At 58.8% G+C, this 14,626-nt stretch carries 14 protein-coding genes and 1 pseudogene; 6 read left to right on the top strand and 9 right to left on the bottom strand.

The features are described from left to right. Nucleotides 1-273: 273 nt before the first annotated feature. Nucleotides 274-753, bottom strand: a complete 480-nt coding sequence (locus tag P6U27_RS07655) for a Crp/Fnr family transcriptional regulator (RefSeq protein ID WP_129146119.1) — start codon at nt 751-753, stop codon at nt 274-276. 362 nt (nt 754-1,115) lie between these two features. Beyond that, entirely contained in the window at nt 1,116-1,643 is a 528-nt protein-coding gene (locus P6U27_RS07650) for a hypothetical protein (protein WP_245163261.1), read from the bottom strand. Between the two features lie 142 nt (nt 1,644-1,785). Here P6U27_RS07650 and P6U27_RS07645 point away from each other — a divergent pair, with 142 nt between their 5' ends. The 3 genes from P6U27_RS07645 to P6U27_RS07635 are packed head-to-tail and all read left to right on the top strand — an operon-like array spanning nt 1,786 to nt 8,169. Beyond that, nucleotides 1,786-3,054: an NHLP bacteriocin system secretion protein gene (locus tag P6U27_RS07645; RefSeq protein ID WP_129146099.1), complete on the top strand. Its 1,269-nt coding sequence runs from the start codon at nt 1,786-1,788 to the stop codon at nt 3,052-3,054. Then, complete coding sequence (locus P6U27_RS07640; protein ID WP_245163260.1) at nt 3,047-5,269, top strand: NHLP family bacteriocin export ABC transporter peptidase/permease/ATPase subunit; 2,223 nt, start codon at nt 3,047-3,049, stop codon at nt 5,267-5,269. The genes P6U27_RS07645 and P6U27_RS07640 overlap by 8 nt, the downstream gene beginning before the upstream one ends. Continuing rightward, a complete protein-coding gene (locus P6U27_RS07635; RefSeq protein ID WP_129146100.1) occupies nt 5,266-8,169 on the top strand; it encodes an NHLP bacteriocin export ABC transporter permease/ATPase subunit in 2,904 nt (967 codons plus the stop codon). The genes P6U27_RS07640 and P6U27_RS07635 overlap by 4 nt, the downstream gene beginning before the upstream one ends. 230 nt (nt 8,170-8,399) lie before the next feature. Here the strand turns inward: P6U27_RS07635 and P6U27_RS07630 are convergent, their stop codons facing one another. The 5 genes from P6U27_RS07630 to P6U27_RS07610 all read right to left on the bottom strand — a co-directional run bounded on the left by P6U27_RS07630 (nt 8,400) and on the right by P6U27_RS07610 (nt 11,217). Further along, a complete protein-coding gene (locus P6U27_RS07630; RefSeq protein ID WP_129146101.1) occupies nt 8,400-8,612 on the bottom strand; it encodes a hypothetical protein in 213 nt (70 codons plus the stop codon). 26 nt (nt 8,613-8,638) lie between these two features. Further along, on the bottom strand, nt 8,639-8,851 hold the full coding sequence (locus tag P6U27_RS07625) for a hypothetical protein (RefSeq protein WP_129146102.1): 213 nt from the start codon (nt 8,849-8,851) through the stop codon (nt 8,639-8,641). 26 nt (nt 8,852-8,877) lie between these two features. After that, nucleotides 8,878-9,090, bottom strand: a complete 213-nt coding sequence (locus tag P6U27_RS07620; protein ID WP_129146102.1) for a hypothetical protein — start codon at nt 9,088-9,090, stop codon at nt 8,878-8,880. A gap of 1,674 nt (nt 9,091-10,764) precedes the next feature. Continuing rightward, nucleotides 10,765-10,977 (bottom strand): hypothetical protein, encoded by a 213-nt coding sequence (locus P6U27_RS07615; protein ID WP_129146105.1) that lies wholly within the window; start codon nt 10,975-10,977, stop codon nt 10,765-10,767. Nucleotides 10,978-11,004: 27 nt separating this feature from the next. Next, nucleotides 11,005-11,217: a hypothetical protein gene (locus tag P6U27_RS07610; RefSeq protein ID WP_129146106.1), complete on the bottom strand. Its 213-nt coding sequence runs from the start codon at nt 11,215-11,217 to the stop codon at nt 11,005-11,007. 798 nt (nt 11,218-12,015) lie between these two features. Here P6U27_RS07610 and P6U27_RS07605 point away from each other — a divergent pair. After that, a pseudogene (locus tag P6U27_RS07605) lies at nt 12,016-12,159 on the top strand (IS701 family transposase); the annotation flags it as partial. Between the two features lie 84 nt (nt 12,160-12,243). Here P6U27_RS07605 and P6U27_RS07600 read toward each other — a convergent pair. Together P6U27_RS07600 and P6U27_RS07595 are read right to left on the bottom strand one after the other, a co-directional pair. Next, nucleotides 12,244-12,459 (bottom strand): hypothetical protein, encoded by a 216-nt coding sequence (locus tag P6U27_RS07600; protein WP_209296633.1) that lies wholly within the window; start codon nt 12,457-12,459, stop codon nt 12,244-12,246. Between the two features lie 790 nt (nt 12,460-13,249). Next, nucleotides 13,250-13,474, bottom strand: a complete 225-nt coding sequence (locus P6U27_RS07595; RefSeq protein WP_129146108.1) for a hypothetical protein — start codon at nt 13,472-13,474, stop codon at nt 13,250-13,252. A 286-nt stretch (nt 13,475-13,760) separates the two neighbouring features. On the opposite strand from P6U27_RS07595, the gene P6U27_RS07590 reads away from it, so the two are divergent. Together P6U27_RS07590 and P6U27_RS07585 are read left to right on the top strand one after the other, a co-directional pair. Further along, entirely contained in the window at nt 13,761-13,904 is a 144-nt protein-coding gene (locus tag P6U27_RS07590) for a hypothetical protein (protein WP_164937249.1), read from the top strand. Between the two features lie 450 nt (nt 13,905-14,354). Beyond that, a complete protein-coding gene (locus P6U27_RS07585) occupies nt 14,355-14,588 on the top strand; it encodes a DUF6894 family protein (RefSeq protein ID WP_129146109.1) in 234 nt (77 codons plus the stop codon). The last annotated feature ends 38 nt before the right edge of the window (nt 14,589-14,626 follow it).

Genomic DNA, 14,626 nt, shown 5'->3' with positions numbered 1-14,626 from the left:
AGGAAAGGATTTCGTGGCCACGAAGTGTGAACTGGGCCAGGTGCAGCCGCTGACCGCTTGTCGGAATGGCTGTCCCGAGGGTACCCAAGCCATTGAAAAGCTTGGTGGGCGCACCAGGGCTCGAACCTGGGCCCCGCTGATTAAGAGACGTATGATTTCCGAGTAAAATCAATGGCTATTCCGACAATGGCGTCTTGAAACCTGCATTGACCCCCAAGGTTTTGTCCTTGTCGGAATGGCCCGCTTCTCGGCGAAGAGCAGGTCGTCACTTCGTCACTGACTCGCGTGAAGCATCTGCAACTCCGCGATGCGATTGTCGGCGCGACGAAGCCGCCGACAAAGCTCGCGGTTGACGTTCTGCATCACCATCACATACGCGTAGATATCGGCCTTGTAGTACGCGTAAAGTTGTCGAGCCGTGAGCTCGTACAGCAGAGTTTGGCTCTGCGCGACGATGGTCGCTGACCGGTTCTGCATTTCGATAAGCGTCATTTCGCCAAAAAAGTCGCCAGGCCCGAGGCTCGCCATGCGAATTATGCGCCCCGAGCGCCCGATCTTGCTCACCAGGAGCTCGCCGGACTGAACAACGAACATTGAGCGGCCCGGCTCTCCTTCCGCCACGACAGTGTCACCGACGTCGAAGCTGCGCTCGACCAGCATTGAGACCAAGAGATCGCAACTCGCGTCTGAGAGACCACCGAAGAACGGTGTGGCAAGCAAAAACGCTTTCAGATCGGGCGAGCTGACAGCCATTGACAAAATATACTCCCGCGACCAGCGGTGGCAAGCCGCCGAGACGTCGACGCTGCTGCCGCAGGCAGCAGGACGAGCGCGGTGATCCAACCTCGGGAACTTGTCATGATCGGGCATTTGCATCGCAAAGATCTGTCGGGTCACCGCCCTCACCCAGCAACTTCGGGCCGATCGAAAGACAGTCAGGGCCTACATCGCCGGAAGCTTGCCGCCCAGTTTACAAAAAGCACCAAGGTGTTCTCGAGGTGCTCGGCTACTTACTGGTCGACCTGGGCGCGCTTTTCTCCGATCTGCAAGTGGTCCTTCGCGCTCATCTCCGCACGTCGAGATCGCCTACCGCGCGGGCGCTTCCTTCCCCCCGGTCAAAGGCGAGCTCGAATGGAAGCCAATATGCCTGTCGTCGTGTCGATGACGGTTACGGCCTGCTCAATCTTGCCTTGCCCCAACGGATATTTGGAACACCGCTCGGAGATCTGAACTAATCGTTTTCTTTCGCCGGTCAGGATCGTGCTGCTCTTGTCGACGGCAAACTTGACGATGTCCCGCATCGGACTCTTGTCGCCGAAGTCGGTCAGATCCTTCTCCATGGTGATCAGATACTCGTAGCTTGCGAGTTCGTCGGAGATTTGCAGAAGTTCCCGGACAGTCGAGTTGACACACTCGGCGTCGCCGCTGGAAACATCAGGGCGCTTCGCGGTTGCGACAAGGTCGTTCATGAGGTTGGCAAAGAGTGGCTTAAGGCTCTCCGCCTGCCGGAAATCGCTCTCGGACAGGACGCCCGCACCGCACACACCGGGTAAGACCAAGGCAAGCCCCAAGCCGGCGGCCAGCATTTTTCGACGCGCTCGCGCTGGGAACGAAAACAACGTGGTGCCCATCAGCCCGTGCATTTCAGCCGCTCTCCCTGCTCGCCCCTTATTGTTGGACGGTCGATCTTGTGCAAAGATCAGCCATCGTCGACTTCAGTTCACACTTGCTTTGCGTGCAGACATGTCGGCGTCTGAACCGCTCCCAAAGCCGGAGCATAAGAGCATGACCGACCGGCCGCAACGGGCGTTTCGCGCCGCGGCCCTTGACCGGGCTGCGTCTCCCGAGCAGCTCGATCATCTCGTTGTTATCACCAAGCCCGCTGACTGGATTCTGACCCTCGTGCTCTGCATTGCGCTCGGGGCGGCCGTGCTGTGGGGCATCTTCGGGCGCGTGCCCACTCGCGTCTCAGGCGAAGGTATCCTCATTGGCAGTGGCGGTAAGGTCGTCGACGCTGTATCCGCCGCTGCCGGACGGCTGCAGTCGGTCGCAGTTTCGGTCGGCGATCACGTCAAGAAGGACCAACCCATCGCTCAGATCGTTCAGACCGAGATCCAGCAAAAGCACAACGCAGCTACCGAGGTCTTTCATGAACGCGAGCGGGAGCACGCCGATCGGGTATCGAAAGCTGCAAGCGAGCTCGCCGCCAAGAGCCAGAACTTTGCAAAGCTTGAAATCGCCCTGCAACAGGTGATCAAGGCAACGAGCCAACGTATCGAGTATCTCACCGTCGACGTCAAAAACCTGGAGGATTTGCTGGCTAAGGGATACACGACGCGGCGCAATCTGGAAGAGCGACGTCAGGAGCTGACCGATGCGCAACAGCGCCGTACTGACGCCCAGAACGAAATCTTAAAGCTGCGGTCGCAGAAGACGGATCTGGAAACGGAGCGCGGGCGCGAAATTCAGCAGTCCGAGTTTGCGCTCAACGAGGCCCGGCGGCAAATGAATGCCGCCGCCGAACAGCTGAGCCAGAACACCCAGGTGATCAGCCCGATGGACGGGCGGGTTTTGGAAGTGAAGATTTCGTCCGGTTCGGTGCTAGCCGTCGGTACACCGGTTATTGCGATCGAAAGCGAAGGCACCAAGCTCCAAGCCGTCGTCTATGTTTCTGCCGAACGGGGCAAACAGATCAAGCCTGGCATGCAGGTGCAACTGGAGCCGAGCACGGTGAAGCGCGAGGAATTTGGTATGATGCTAGGCCAGGTGGTCAGCATCTCTGATTTCCCGATGACGCCGCAAGGCATGGGTGCGCTGCTGCATAACGAAAGCCTGGTTTCACGCTTCTCGCGCGACGGTGCGCCTTACGCCGCGATGGTTGCACTCGATGAAGATACCTCCACTGCAACCGGATATAGATGGGCCGTTGGCGAGGGGCCGAACATTCATCTCACCAGCGGAACGTTGGCGCGGGCCGAGATCACAACACGCCGCCGGCGCCCGATCGATCTGGTGATACCCCTGCTCAAGCACCTCACGGGAATTGATGGATAAGCCCTCTCCAAACCAGCCAACCAGCGAGCGCGGCCGACCAAAATCTTACGTCAGCCGCATGGCGAGCTGGTTGCCGCAGCAACGCATCCGGCGGACACCCATCCTACTGCAGATGGAAGCCGTCGAATGCGGAGCGGCAGCGCTCGGCATTATCCTCGGCTATCACGGCGCGTGGATCCCGTTGGAGCAGCTTCGTATCGCATGCGGCGTATCGCGCGACGGCAGCAAGGCGAGCAACATCATCAGGGCGGCGCGCCGATACGGGCTGGCGGCGAAGGGCTACAGCGTCGAACCTCCGGCGCTCGCCGAGATTCCAACCCCGTGCATCATTCACTGGAATTTCAACCATTTCGTAGTCCTGGAAGGAATTGACAAGAAGCACGCCTATATAAACGACCCCGCGAGCGGACGTCGGCGGATCGATCTGGTCGAGCTTGACCTCGCCTTCACCGGGGTCGTTCTGGTGTTTGAACGGGACGAAAGGTTCGAGAAAGTTGGCAGCAAACCGAAGGGAATAAACCTGCTCATACGGGAGCTGCGCCACTCAAAGCAGGCGGTGGCCCTGCTAGTTGTGGTCAGCATCGCCGCGGTCCTGCCCAATATTGTTGCCGCGGGATTCTCAAAAATCTTTGTCGATGAAATTTTAATTCAGCACACGCCCAACTGGCTTGTGCCGCTCCTGATCGGCATGGCGCTGACGGCGACCCTGCGGGCCGTCCTGACGATCATACGTCAATCGCTGCTATTGCGGCTGCAGACCAAGCTCGCAGTCGTGATGACCAGCCGTTTTCTCTGGCGCCTCATGATGCTGCCGCTGGAATTCTTCACCCAACGCCACGCGGGCGACATTGCGGGTCGTATTGCAGCCAACGAACAGATCGCCCGTCTGCTTTCAAGCGGCATTGCAGCTAATGCGCTCAGCCTGATGTCGGTGGTCTTGTTCGCCGCAGCCATGGCCGTCTACGACGTCAGCCTGACCGCTCTTTGCGTCGCAATCTCTTTGATAAATGTTCTTCTCCTGCGGCTTGTCGCTTCACGCCGCCAGGAACTGAGCTATCGGCTGGCGCTCGATCAGGGAAAGCTGCTCGGAGCAACCGTGAGCATGGTGCGGACTATCGAAACCATCAAAGCAAGTGGGTTGGAAGACGACGCCTTCGGCCGGTGGGCCGGTCTTCAAGCTAAAAACCTCAACGCCGAACAGAGGATCGGCGCCTCCGCCATCATATTGGACATGGTCCCGACCTTGCTCACGGGTCTCATGATCGCAGCGATTCTTGGTGTCGGAGGCTTGCGGGTCATTCAGGGCTCCCTGACACTGGGAAGCCTCGTAGCCTTCCAATCTCTAGCACTGAGTTTCTCCGAGCCTTTCGTCAACCTCGTGAATTATTTCGGTGGACTGCAAACCATCAAGGGAGCACTCGAACGGCTCGAGGATGTCTACCGATACCCGCTAGCGCCGCAACCACCGACACATTCGAGTGCCCTGCCGCCGAAGCTTACCGGCCGGCTCGAACTTCACAACATCAGCTTCGGCTATTCGGTGCTCGAACCGCCGCTTTTGGCCGATCTTTCGCTGGTGATACCTGCCGGTTCACGCGTGGCACTCGTTGGCATGTCGGGCAGCGGAAAATCAACCCTCGGCAAACTCATCTGCGGACTGTACAAACCCTGGTCGGGCGAGATTCGTTTTGATGGATGTAGGCTGACGGATATCCCTGCGGACATTTTTGCGAACTCCGTCGCCTATGTCGACCAGGACGTCTTTCTGTTCGAGGGAACGGCGCGAGACAATTTGACGCTCTGGGATTCGACAACCGATGAGCGTCACCTCCTGACGGCGGCCAAGGACGCGCTGATTCATCAAGACCTTGCGACGAGACCAGGCAATTATGACTGCCACGTAAACGAGGGCGGCACGAACTTCAGCGGCGGTCAGCGTCAGCGCATCGAAATCGCCCGAGCTCTGGTTTGTAATCCCTCGATCCTTGTCTTGGATGAAGCGACGGCTGCACTTGACCCGATTACGGAAAAATCCATCGACGACAACCTGCGGCGCCGGGGCTGCAGCTGCATCATCATCGCCCACCGCTTGAGCACGATACGCGATTGCGACGAAATCGTCGTGCTTGAACGCGGTCGCATCGTTGAGCGTGGCACGCATGAAGAGCTTCTTGCGCTTCAGGCCTCCTATGCCAAACTGGTGGCGCGCGAATGACGGATCGATTTGTCAGCGAGAATTTCGTTGGGCAACAACGCGAGGCCCCGATCGGTCTGCCGCACCGGACTTCGCTCGATGCGCGTCGCCCAATGCTTCTCAGCGACCATGAACACGTTCTTCAAGTGGCAGCTGGTCACGTCGATTTGTTTGCAGTTCGGCCGACAGGCACGCGCCAGCATTTGTTTCGTGTCGAAAACGGCGGATGCATTCTGGACCTGCACAATGCCTGCGAAACCTCGGGCAGCCGACTGCAAATCATCGCTGTCGGCCCGCCTGGGAATGCAGTTTTGGAGGTGCCGCGCAGCGCAGCGTCATTTGGCTCTGTGTCTAGCTGGATCGCCCAATTGGCGGCGTTCATGGTCCGCTCGGCGGCAAACGAAGCCATCTCCGAGTTGCTGAGCGGCGAGGCGATTGAACTGCACCCAGGCGATCGACGTCGTGGTCCGATGCGGGACCTCGTGTGGGCACACCTCGACACCGGGACCGCAAAGGTCATGGACCTCGGCTCGAGCTTCGCTCCCGGGCAGCCTCCCTTCCCTTTGACCGCCGGGATGTGGGTGGAAGCTGGCGAGCATGGGTGCAAATTGCGTCTCGACCCGAACCCGCCAGATACCCTGGTTCTCTGGCCCGCCATTGACCGATTGCAGATTGCATTCATTTCCCATCTTGAGCGCAGCCTGGCAGAGGGCCTCATTCGAGAGCGGGAACGCCTGGTCCGCCGCGACGAACTCACTGTGTCGCAAACGCTCGACTCGTTTGAGCGGCTCGCCGATGTCGTGGTCAAGAAAGCCGATCGCGCGCAATCCGAATGGGATCCGGCAGACCCGCTGCTTTGCAGTTGCCGGGTTGTCGGAGAAGAACTGGGAATACCGGTTGCACTTTCGCAGCGCGCTCAACCCACAAGACAGGCCTTCAGCGACATTCTGGAGATCGCTCGCACAGCCCAGTTGCGGATCCGCCGTGTGCTTCTGCGCGATGTCTGGTGGACGACCGATGCTGGACCGCTCCTCGGTTGGCACGGAGCCGAACGCAGTCCAGTGGCTCTGGTGCGCAAGCGGGTGAACACTTACACGATGTTCGACCCAAAGAGTGGAACTCGCCGCTTCGTCGATCGCTCCGTTGCCGGTGAGCTCAAGCCAGAGGCCATCACCTTCTATCCGGCGTTGCCGTCCCGCCCGCTCCAATATCGCGATTTGCTTGCCTTCGCGATGCGAGGCGTCTCCGACAGCATCGCGCGCATCGCGTTGGCCGTTATGGTAATCGGCCTACTGTCGCTGATGCCGCCACTGATCACCAATGTCTTGGTGAATTCGGTTATCCCGCGAACCGAGATCGACCAACTCGTTGTTTGTGCGCTTGCGCTGACGGTCACCGCTGTGGCGATCGCCAGCCTACAGGTGATGCAAGGACGGGTCACGTTAAGGCTCGAAGGTCTGCTCGACTACAAGCTTCAGGCCGCGCTGATCGACCGACTGCTCCGCCTACCAACCTCCCTGTTTCGCGAATATACCAGCGGCGATTTGGTCGATCGCGCCATGGGCATCGACGCCACGCGCCGGATCTTCACCGGACGTGTGCTGGGCGGCTTTACGGCCTCGTTCTTTTGTCTCTTCAGCATTGGGCTGATGCTCTACTATGACCTCCGACTGGGCAGCATTGCACTGCTGCTCACTATGGTTAGAGCGGCTGCAATTCTAGCCGCGAGCGCCGTGCGACTCTATTACGAAACCAAGCATTTCAACCTGCAAGGCAAGGCCAGCGGCTTTGTCCTGCAATTGATTGCAGGAGTAGGCAAGCTTCGCGTGGCCGGCGCAACATCGCGCGCGCTGGCGCGCTGGTCGCAACAATTTGCCGTACAGAGGCGGTATTTCATCGCATCGCAGCAAGCGGCCAACGCGCTGAGCACCTTTGACACCGCTTTTCCGATGCTGGCGACGTTGACCATCTTTGCGCTTGCCTCCTACACAAACAGTCATATCCTACTCGACCTCGGCGCATTTCTCGGCTTTCTGGCAGCCTTCGGACAGACAACGGCCGCGATCGGCAGTTGGGCCTCGAGCGTCAGCGAGTCCCTGGTGGCCATTCCTCACCTCAGCCGCCTGAAGCCCGTGATTTCCACTCCTGCCGAGATCTCCGAAGAACGCCGATCGCCCGGGGAACTCTCCGGGGAGATTGAACTTTCCGGCATCGTCTTCCGCTATATGAAGGGCGGGCCGAAGGTCCTGGATGACGTCAGCCTAAGCATTGCGACGGGTGACTACGTCGCGATCGTCGGTCCCTCGGGCAGCGGGAAATCGTCGCTCTTTCGTTTGCTGCTCGGTTTTGAGCGGGCGGAAGCCGGCACGGTGTTTTACGATGGCAAGGCCCTCAACACGCTCGACATCAGCGCCGTGCGCCGGCAGCTTGGCGTAGTGCTGCAAGATACCAAGCTCGCAACCGGAAGCCTTTACGACAACATTTGCGGCGGCGTTGATTTGCCGCTGGAGAAGGCCTGGGAAGCCGCCCGCCTGGCCGCGCTGGATGCCGACATCGCGCAGATGCCGATGGGCATGCATACGCTGGTTGCGGAAGGCGTGACTACGCTATCAGGCGGTCAGCGGCAGCGACTATTGATCGCCCGCGCTCTTGCGCGCTCACCACGGATTCTTCTGTTTGATGAGGCAACCAGCGCACTCGACAACCAAACCCAAAGCATCGTCGGCACCTCGCTGGAACGCTTGAGCATTACGAGGATTGTGATTGCGCATCGCCTCAGCACCGTGCGCAATGCGGATCGTATTGTCATGCTTTTGCGCGGCAAGGTGGTGCAAGCGGGAAGCTACGCGGAGCTCATGAACGAGCCGGGGCCGTTTGCGGATTTTGCCAAGCGGCAGTTGCTCGAATCGGCTCAACGCTAGCCTAACGGCGGCGGAGACGATAATCCGGACGCATCGCTGGGCCGGGTCATTCCCTGTGGATGAGGATCTCTCGGCCGGTGGACACGAGTACGCTCGTTGGGCATCGACACCGTGTCGCGACCTCTTCCCGCAGTTCATTGCGCGAGGATGCTTGTGTCCATGAGAGTTCTCGATTGAAATGAGTCCCGCACACCCCGGAAGCAACCAAGGAGTGTGCGGGTATTAGTGACTTAGCCGATCGAGCTGGTATTCCCCTGCGCGAGCAGCTGGGTGACGGCAGCCGCACCACCGGCACCGAAGACGCTGGAGCCGCCCTGAGCCACACCGACCTGCGTGGCAGAGTTCGTCTGCGCAACGATGTTGTTGGACAGATTGCTCAGGTCGAAGAACCCGCCAGCCACGGCGTCGAGTTCCATGTCGATCAGTTCACACGCTTCAATCATGACTTCCCTCCTCTGGTATCTGTGACTTAGCCGATCGAACTGGTGTTCGACTGAGCGAGCAGCTGCGTGACGGCAGCGGCACCACCGGCACCGAAGACGCTGGAGCCGCCCTGAGCCACACCGACCTGCGTCGCAGTGTTCGCCTGCGCGACGATGTTGTTGGACAGATTGCTCAGGTCGAAGAACCCGCCAGACACGGCGTCGAGTTCCATGTCGATCAGTTCACACGCTTCAATCATGACTTCCCTCCTCTGGTATCTGTGACTTAGCCGATCGAACTGGTGTTCGACTGCGCGAGCAGCTGCGTGACGGCAGCGGCACCACCGGCGCCGAAGACGCTGGAGCCGCCCTGAGCCACACCGACCTGCGTCGCAGTGTTCGCCTGCGCGACGATGTTGTTGGACAGATTGCTCAGGTCGAAGAACCCTCCAGACACGGCGTCGAGTTCCATATCGATCAGTTCACACGCTTCAATCATGACTTCCCTCTTGTTGCTGTGATAGACATCTGGCTCAAAGCAAACCAGCGCCTCACTGCCCGTGTTCTTACCGGAGGATTGTTTTTCTATCTGTGAGAAGAATCACGCACGACCCACAGTTCGCAGTCTGCCTTGGCTTGAGATGCTTCTTGCTATCCGACCATGGAGCTGCGGAAATGGACTACTCGGTCATCGTGCTCTGACTAGCCGCTGGACTTAGCTTGTTAGTCCGCAACAGCTTCGGTTCGCGATTGGCTTCGCAACCCGGCACCACGCGTCCCGGAGTTAGGCCAATCATGCGGTGGAAGAGTCGCGTGACGTTTGATTGCTGAAGCTGCACTCCTCCGACACATCTGTGAGCGGTAGTGGGCTATCACGCAGCTTTGAATGGCGCGTTGGGCTGCTCCACGAATCGCCTGGTGCAGCGTCGCTCCCAGCGAGCACCGGAAGCCGCGGCGAGAAATAACACCACTCATAGGCCGCCTCCCGCACCAGCTCTTTAGACGACACACCACCGAAGTTGACGAGACGAATTTGCCTTGAGTGTCGTACCTGCCATGGCGCGACCATCCGAACCAGTCTCGACACTGGCCGCATGCCTTCATGGGTCTGAGCGATTCACCCCGACGTGAGCCTGACGCACTCGAGAAGCCACCCCTCAGCTAAATCGGGGCATGCCTGAAGGCGGACAGCACCAAACTCCCGAGGTTGGCAATGCTGATTGCGTTATCGCCTTCTCACCCTCAACATTCAGGGCGGCGCATCGGCGATCGCGTCGAGCGCTGCCCGCGGCAGATAGAGTCTTCTTTCAGAACGGAGAGAATTCTCACACGGGCGGTCGCCGGCCATTACCTGGCTATTCGCGACGCGGAAGCCTAAAGCGATGAGTAAAGCAGCTTCCTGCTGAATCGAGCCACTCATGTCCTACCAGCAGCGATCAATCGGATAGGTACAGCGTATTCATGTTCTTCCCGCCGCCGTTGCAGCGCGAGTCCGCGGGCTTCTATGCCGCGCCTCCAGGCCAAGCGTAGTCAGGCTTGGATTCCCAGGCACCCTACCAGCCGAGTACTCACCCGAGTGGCCTTGGGTTATGAAAACTGTCGCGACTTGACGCGTCGGCCCCAACATTCTTCCACAGGATGGCTATGAATCGCCCGTTTTGTCACGTGCGCCACTCGCGTTCAGCACTGGCGGCCGATCGCGTGATTGTTTTGGCCGCACCATCATGCGAAGCTTTCTCCGCTCGTCGCTCGTAGTCGTCGGCGAGAGCCTTGAGCTGGGCGGCAATCGTTCGGTCAGTCATGGTTTTGACAGCGCGGAGCAAGCTCTGTGCTATTTGTCGGTATTCCCTGCCTCGTTGTGAAATCTGGGAAGCCATTAAGCCCTCGCTCGGATCTCTGGCGCCTGGTCTAAAGTGAGAAGCCAGCATAGCCAGTTTCCATCACTCGCCTGGCGAACTCTGTAGCGATTGACGCACTTCTTGGAGCATAAAGGGGTGCGCCACCAATAGTGGCGGACGAGTCCAAACTTGCGGTCACAAACCGCGCATCGTGTGGCTCTGCCAGATCCACCGCTCTCGTTATCAGGGCCGCTTGTGTCCATGAGAGTTCTCGATTGAAATGAGTACCCGCACACCCCCGGAAGCAACCAAGGGAGTGTGCGGGTATTGGTGACTTAGCCTATCGAGCTGGTATTCCCCTGCGCGAGCAGCTGGGTGACGGCAGCGGCACCACCCGCACCGAAGACACTGGAGCCGCCCTGAGCCACGCCAACCTGCGTCGCAGAGTTCGCCTGCGCGACGATGTTGTTGGACAAATTGCTCAGGTCGAAGATCCCTCCAGACACGGCGTCGAGTTCCATATCGATCAGTTCGTACGCTTTAATCATGACGTTCCCTCCTCAGTTATGTTTGACTTAGCCGATTGAGCTGGTGTTCGCCTGGGCAAGCAGCTGCGTGACGGCAGCGGCACCACCGGCACCGAAGACGCTGGAGCCGCCCTGAGCGACACCAACCTGCGTCGCAGTGTTCGCCTGCGCGACGATGTTGTTAGACAAATTGCTAAAATCGAAGAACCCACCAGACACGGCGTCGAGTTCCAGATCGATCAGCTCACACGCTTCCATCATGACTTCCCTCCTCAGGGGTTGCTGTGAACGGCATCTGGCTCAAAGCAAACCAGCGCCTCACTGCTCGTGTTCTTACCGGAGGGTTGTTTTTCTATCTGTGAGAAGAATCACGCACGACTCACAGTGGCCACCGCCGCTGTACTTGCTCGGTTGTGACTGCCGGCGCGGGACATCGATCTATAGAGATCGTTATCCTCTCAGACTGACGTGGACAATTTCTGCGAACCTATCGGACAGGACGAGTCATGTCGTATCGTACATAGCTATCGACGTCGTCAGCTTCGGCGGTCAGGCAATCTGACTTGATACGAACCTGCCCGCAGCGACTGATTGTACGTCCCGCCGTACGGTGTGCCAGCACTCAACTCTGCGAACGCGGTTTGGCGGATCCGATCTTTACTGAGATCTACCGGGTCGCGAGCAGTCGTCCCGCTCTCCGCGCTGTCACAGCTGTCTTGCTCGTTCCGCGCTGCGGCCCAATAGAGGGTTCAATCAAGTTGCTAACAACCGATTCCTTGGGTGTTCACACCCACGGAAAGGTTTTTGGAGAAAGAATGTACGACGATAGCGCGCCGATCTGATCGAACGCCGTGCAGATGTCGACTCGCGAAGCGCTGCCGCGCGGCAACCGCGTGGCCTTAGGACATCAAGGCGGACATTGACTCCGGTGCCAAGCCACCGGTTCTATGAGTTCATGGCCCGACGATACCTTGGCAGATTGTTGGTTGGCGTTCGCAAACGATCTCCGAACCGATTTCTCAATGGTTCATTGGGTGGTCGGCTCTTGGAGGGCTGACCATGTCGGCGTGGAGAGACAAGCTCGAATGCTGGCTAAAGCCATTTCCCGGATCAGCAGGTCATAAGACCTGGCAGGGGATGTGTCGAATTAAGTTGCGGGATTGACCGGCCCTGGTGGCTAAAGGCGTTCAACCGATGGAGGAACACTTTGCAGCGGGCACTGTACAATGATTTAAGTTGTACCCCCACACTCCCGGGAGCAGCCGGGAGTGTGCGGGCATTCAAGACTTAGCCGATCGAGCTGACGTTCGCCTGAGCGAGCAGCTGTGTGAGGTTTGCGTTGCCGCCATTGCCGAAGACGCTGAAGCCGCCGACGGCAACACCGACCTGCGTAGCAATCTGCGGCTGTACGACGATATTGCCGGACAAGTTGCTCACGTCGAATAGCCCTCCACCAGATACGGATTCGAGTTCCATATCGACCAGTTCACGCACTTCATTCATGAATCCCTCCTCAGGGTTGCGGGGTGAACAACATCCAGCTCAAAGCAAGCCAGTGCCTCACTATGCGTGTTGATACTGAAGGATGGTTTTTCTATCTGTGACAGAAATCACGGCTCGCCCCGCGGCAGTCAGCTTTGGCTACGATATGGCCCGCCGGACCCACGCTGTTTGCTCCCACGGCGGTTCCGATTCATATGGCCTGGACTCTCGCATGTCTCAAGCGAATCTGGCTGTCTCAGGCACGACGCGTAAGGATCTAGCGCCGAGCCAAACGCCCATTTTGCGCAACAAGCTGATCGAGCGCGAGTGAGACGGCCGCGAGCTCGCCATAGGGCGAAGCGTTCCACGACATTCCGGGTTCGGTAGAGGTATGGGAAAAAACCAGCCTGGCCTCGCGATTGCTGTTCGGCCGGACGTTGGGCCTAGCCGCCACACCTGATTGCGAGGTCTTTGATCTAAATCGGCGTTGCAGCCACGGTCGACAACAAATGTTGACCCAGCCCTGAGGTGAGACAGCAGCTTCCCGACAAGCTGATCCTCTTGGGCGCTACTGCGAACTGGATCGGCAACTACCGCATGAACCCTGTGCGCGCTTGGGCGGTGACGCGATCGGAATAGACACGAACTGGCGCCTCGCAGAATGAGAAACAGGTACGCTCGTCGGGCATCGACACCGTGTCGATACTCTTCGAGCGCCCTGAGTCACGGCGACCGTATCCATGAGAGTTCTCGATTGAATTCGTAACCGAACACCATCGGGAGCGGGCAAGCAGTGTTCGGGATCCGCCATTTAGTGGATAGCGCTGAAGTTCAGCTGACCGAGCTGCTGCGTGACACTGGCGTTATTGCCGATAGCCACGCCAATCTGCACGGCAATGTTTTGCTCTATGACGATATTGCCGAATTGGCCGATATTGCCGATGTTACCGAAGCTGAAGAGCCCGTGATGTCCATGATGATGCCCGTGATGCCCGCCGCTCACGGTGTCGAGTTCAGTATCGATCAGTTCACGCATTCCACTCATGTTCCCTCCTCAGGGTTTGCAATGAACAACATGTGGCTCGAACCATACGGGAGGTTGACTTTTCGATCTGTGACGGAAATCACGCGGCGGCCACGGCAACGCGCCCATGGCCATCGCGAAGGTAGCCAAGCAAATGGCCGCTGCGTGACTCAGGGGAGGCGGAGGAGGCAATTCTCTCGATGTGAGCGGCGTCACGGAAGAAGCGGGTCGATCTCTTCATGCTCCGGTTCACGGCTGTATTGATTGGGCCCCAAACGAGAGGCAGCGAGGAACACCGATGAACCTGAACCAGTTATTTAGTTCTATCCTCTTCGCCATCGGAGCGCTGTGCTTTGTGGCGTTTATGACCACCCTGAAGCCCCCGCTTTATCACTCAGAGTTGGCGGTGGGTTCGATCTATGGCCGCGGGGTAACGACCTAGACTAGCCGATCAATAAAGAATGCTCGTACGGCCCTCTGTGGGTCAATGGCGGGGCAATTCGGTCCCGCCACCATTCTAGACAGACCTCCCAGCCTCCTCGCTGCATCGCGTTTGCAAGCACTGCAAGATGATGCCGCGCTCCGTTGCAATCTCTGCCGGCATGCGCCCGCTTCCAGCGACGCCGCCCGAGCCAAACCCGACGTACGATCGACGGCTGCCGCGGAGGTTTCGGCCGCTGACAGAGCGGGCACGGCTGACACCAGCCATTGGCCTAACGCCGACGTTGGATCCATACCTTGCCGGTTGATATGTGGCGTGCCCGACCACGGCCCGCGGGGCCACCAAACCGCGCAATGTGCGGGTGATCACGGACAATCTGCTCTGCGGCCTAGTATGACTCCGACATGCAGGGTCGGGCTTGCTGACCCAAATATTGGAAAGGAGGCGTACATGACTCAGGTCTATTTCCATTGCTCGAACACCAAGGGCGTACTGATGGATCGTCGCGGTACGTTCGTATCCGACCTAATCGAAGCGTGTGAGGAGGCTACTCGCAGGGTGCGCTCTCTGGTCGCAGCTGCCAACCTGGAAGATTGGCGTCAGTGGGCTCTGCATGTCAGCGATGAGGCCGGCGACGAGATTTTCGTTCTGCCGTTCGCATTCGTGCTCGGCAATCCGCACTGAGAGAGTGCTATGCTGCCAGAGCTACAATCATTGATACT

Source organism: Bradyrhizobium sp. STM 3566 (assembly GCF_045571445.1).
GTDB classification, from domain to species: Bacteria; Pseudomonadota; Alphaproteobacteria; order Rhizobiales; family Xanthobacteraceae; genus Bradyrhizobium; species Bradyrhizobium vignae.
This window is presented reverse-complemented; position numbering and strand designations above follow the sequence as displayed.

Bases quoted from the DNA above. Each gene is read 5' to 3' on its own strand.
- P6U27_RS07655 (WP_129146119.1), bottom strand. From the start codon at position 753: ATGGCTGTCAGCTCGCCCGATCTGAAAGCGTTTTTGCTTGCCACACCG.
- P6U27_RS07650 (WP_245163261.1), bottom strand. From the start codon at position 1,643: ATGCACGGGCTGATGGGCACCACGTTGTTTTCGTTCCCAGCGCGAGCG.
- P6U27_RS07645 (WP_129146099.1), top strand. From the start codon at position 1,786: ATGACCGACCGGCCGCAACGGGCGTTTCGCGCCGCGGCCCTTGACCGG.
- P6U27_RS07640 (WP_245163260.1), top strand. From the start codon at position 3,047: ATGGATAAGCCCTCTCCAAACCAGCCAACCAGCGAGCGCGGCCGACCA.
- P6U27_RS07635 (WP_129146100.1), top strand. From the start codon at position 5,266: ATGACGGATCGATTTGTCAGCGAGAATTTCGTTGGGCAACAACGCGAG.
- P6U27_RS07630 (WP_129146101.1), bottom strand. From the start codon at position 8,612: ATGATTGAAGCGTGTGAACTGATCGACATGGAACTCGACGCCGTGGCT.
- P6U27_RS07625 (WP_129146102.1), bottom strand. From the start codon at position 8,851: ATGATTGAAGCGTGTGAACTGATCGACATGGAACTCGACGCCGTGTCT.
- P6U27_RS07620 (WP_129146102.1), bottom strand. From the start codon at position 9,090: ATGATTGAAGCGTGTGAACTGATCGATATGGAACTCGACGCCGTGTCT.
- P6U27_RS07615 (WP_129146105.1), bottom strand. From the start codon at position 10,977: ATGATTAAAGCGTACGAACTGATCGATATGGAACTCGACGCCGTGTCT.
- P6U27_RS07610 (WP_129146106.1), bottom strand. From the start codon at position 11,217: ATGATGGAAGCGTGTGAGCTGATCGATCTGGAACTCGACGCCGTGTCT.
- P6U27_RS07600 (WP_209296633.1), bottom strand. From the start codon at position 12,459: ATGAATGAAGTGCGTGAACTGGTCGATATGGAACTCGAATCCGTATCT.
- P6U27_RS07595 (WP_129146108.1), bottom strand. From the start codon at position 13,474: ATGCGTGAACTGATCGATACTGAACTCGACACCGTGAGCGGCGGGCAT.
- P6U27_RS07590 (WP_164937249.1), top strand. From the start codon at position 13,761: ATGAACCTGAACCAGTTATTTAGTTCTATCCTCTTCGCCATCGGAGCG.
- P6U27_RS07585 (WP_129146109.1), top strand. From the start codon at position 14,355: ATGACTCAGGTCTATTTCCATTGCTCGAACACCAAGGGCGTACTGATG.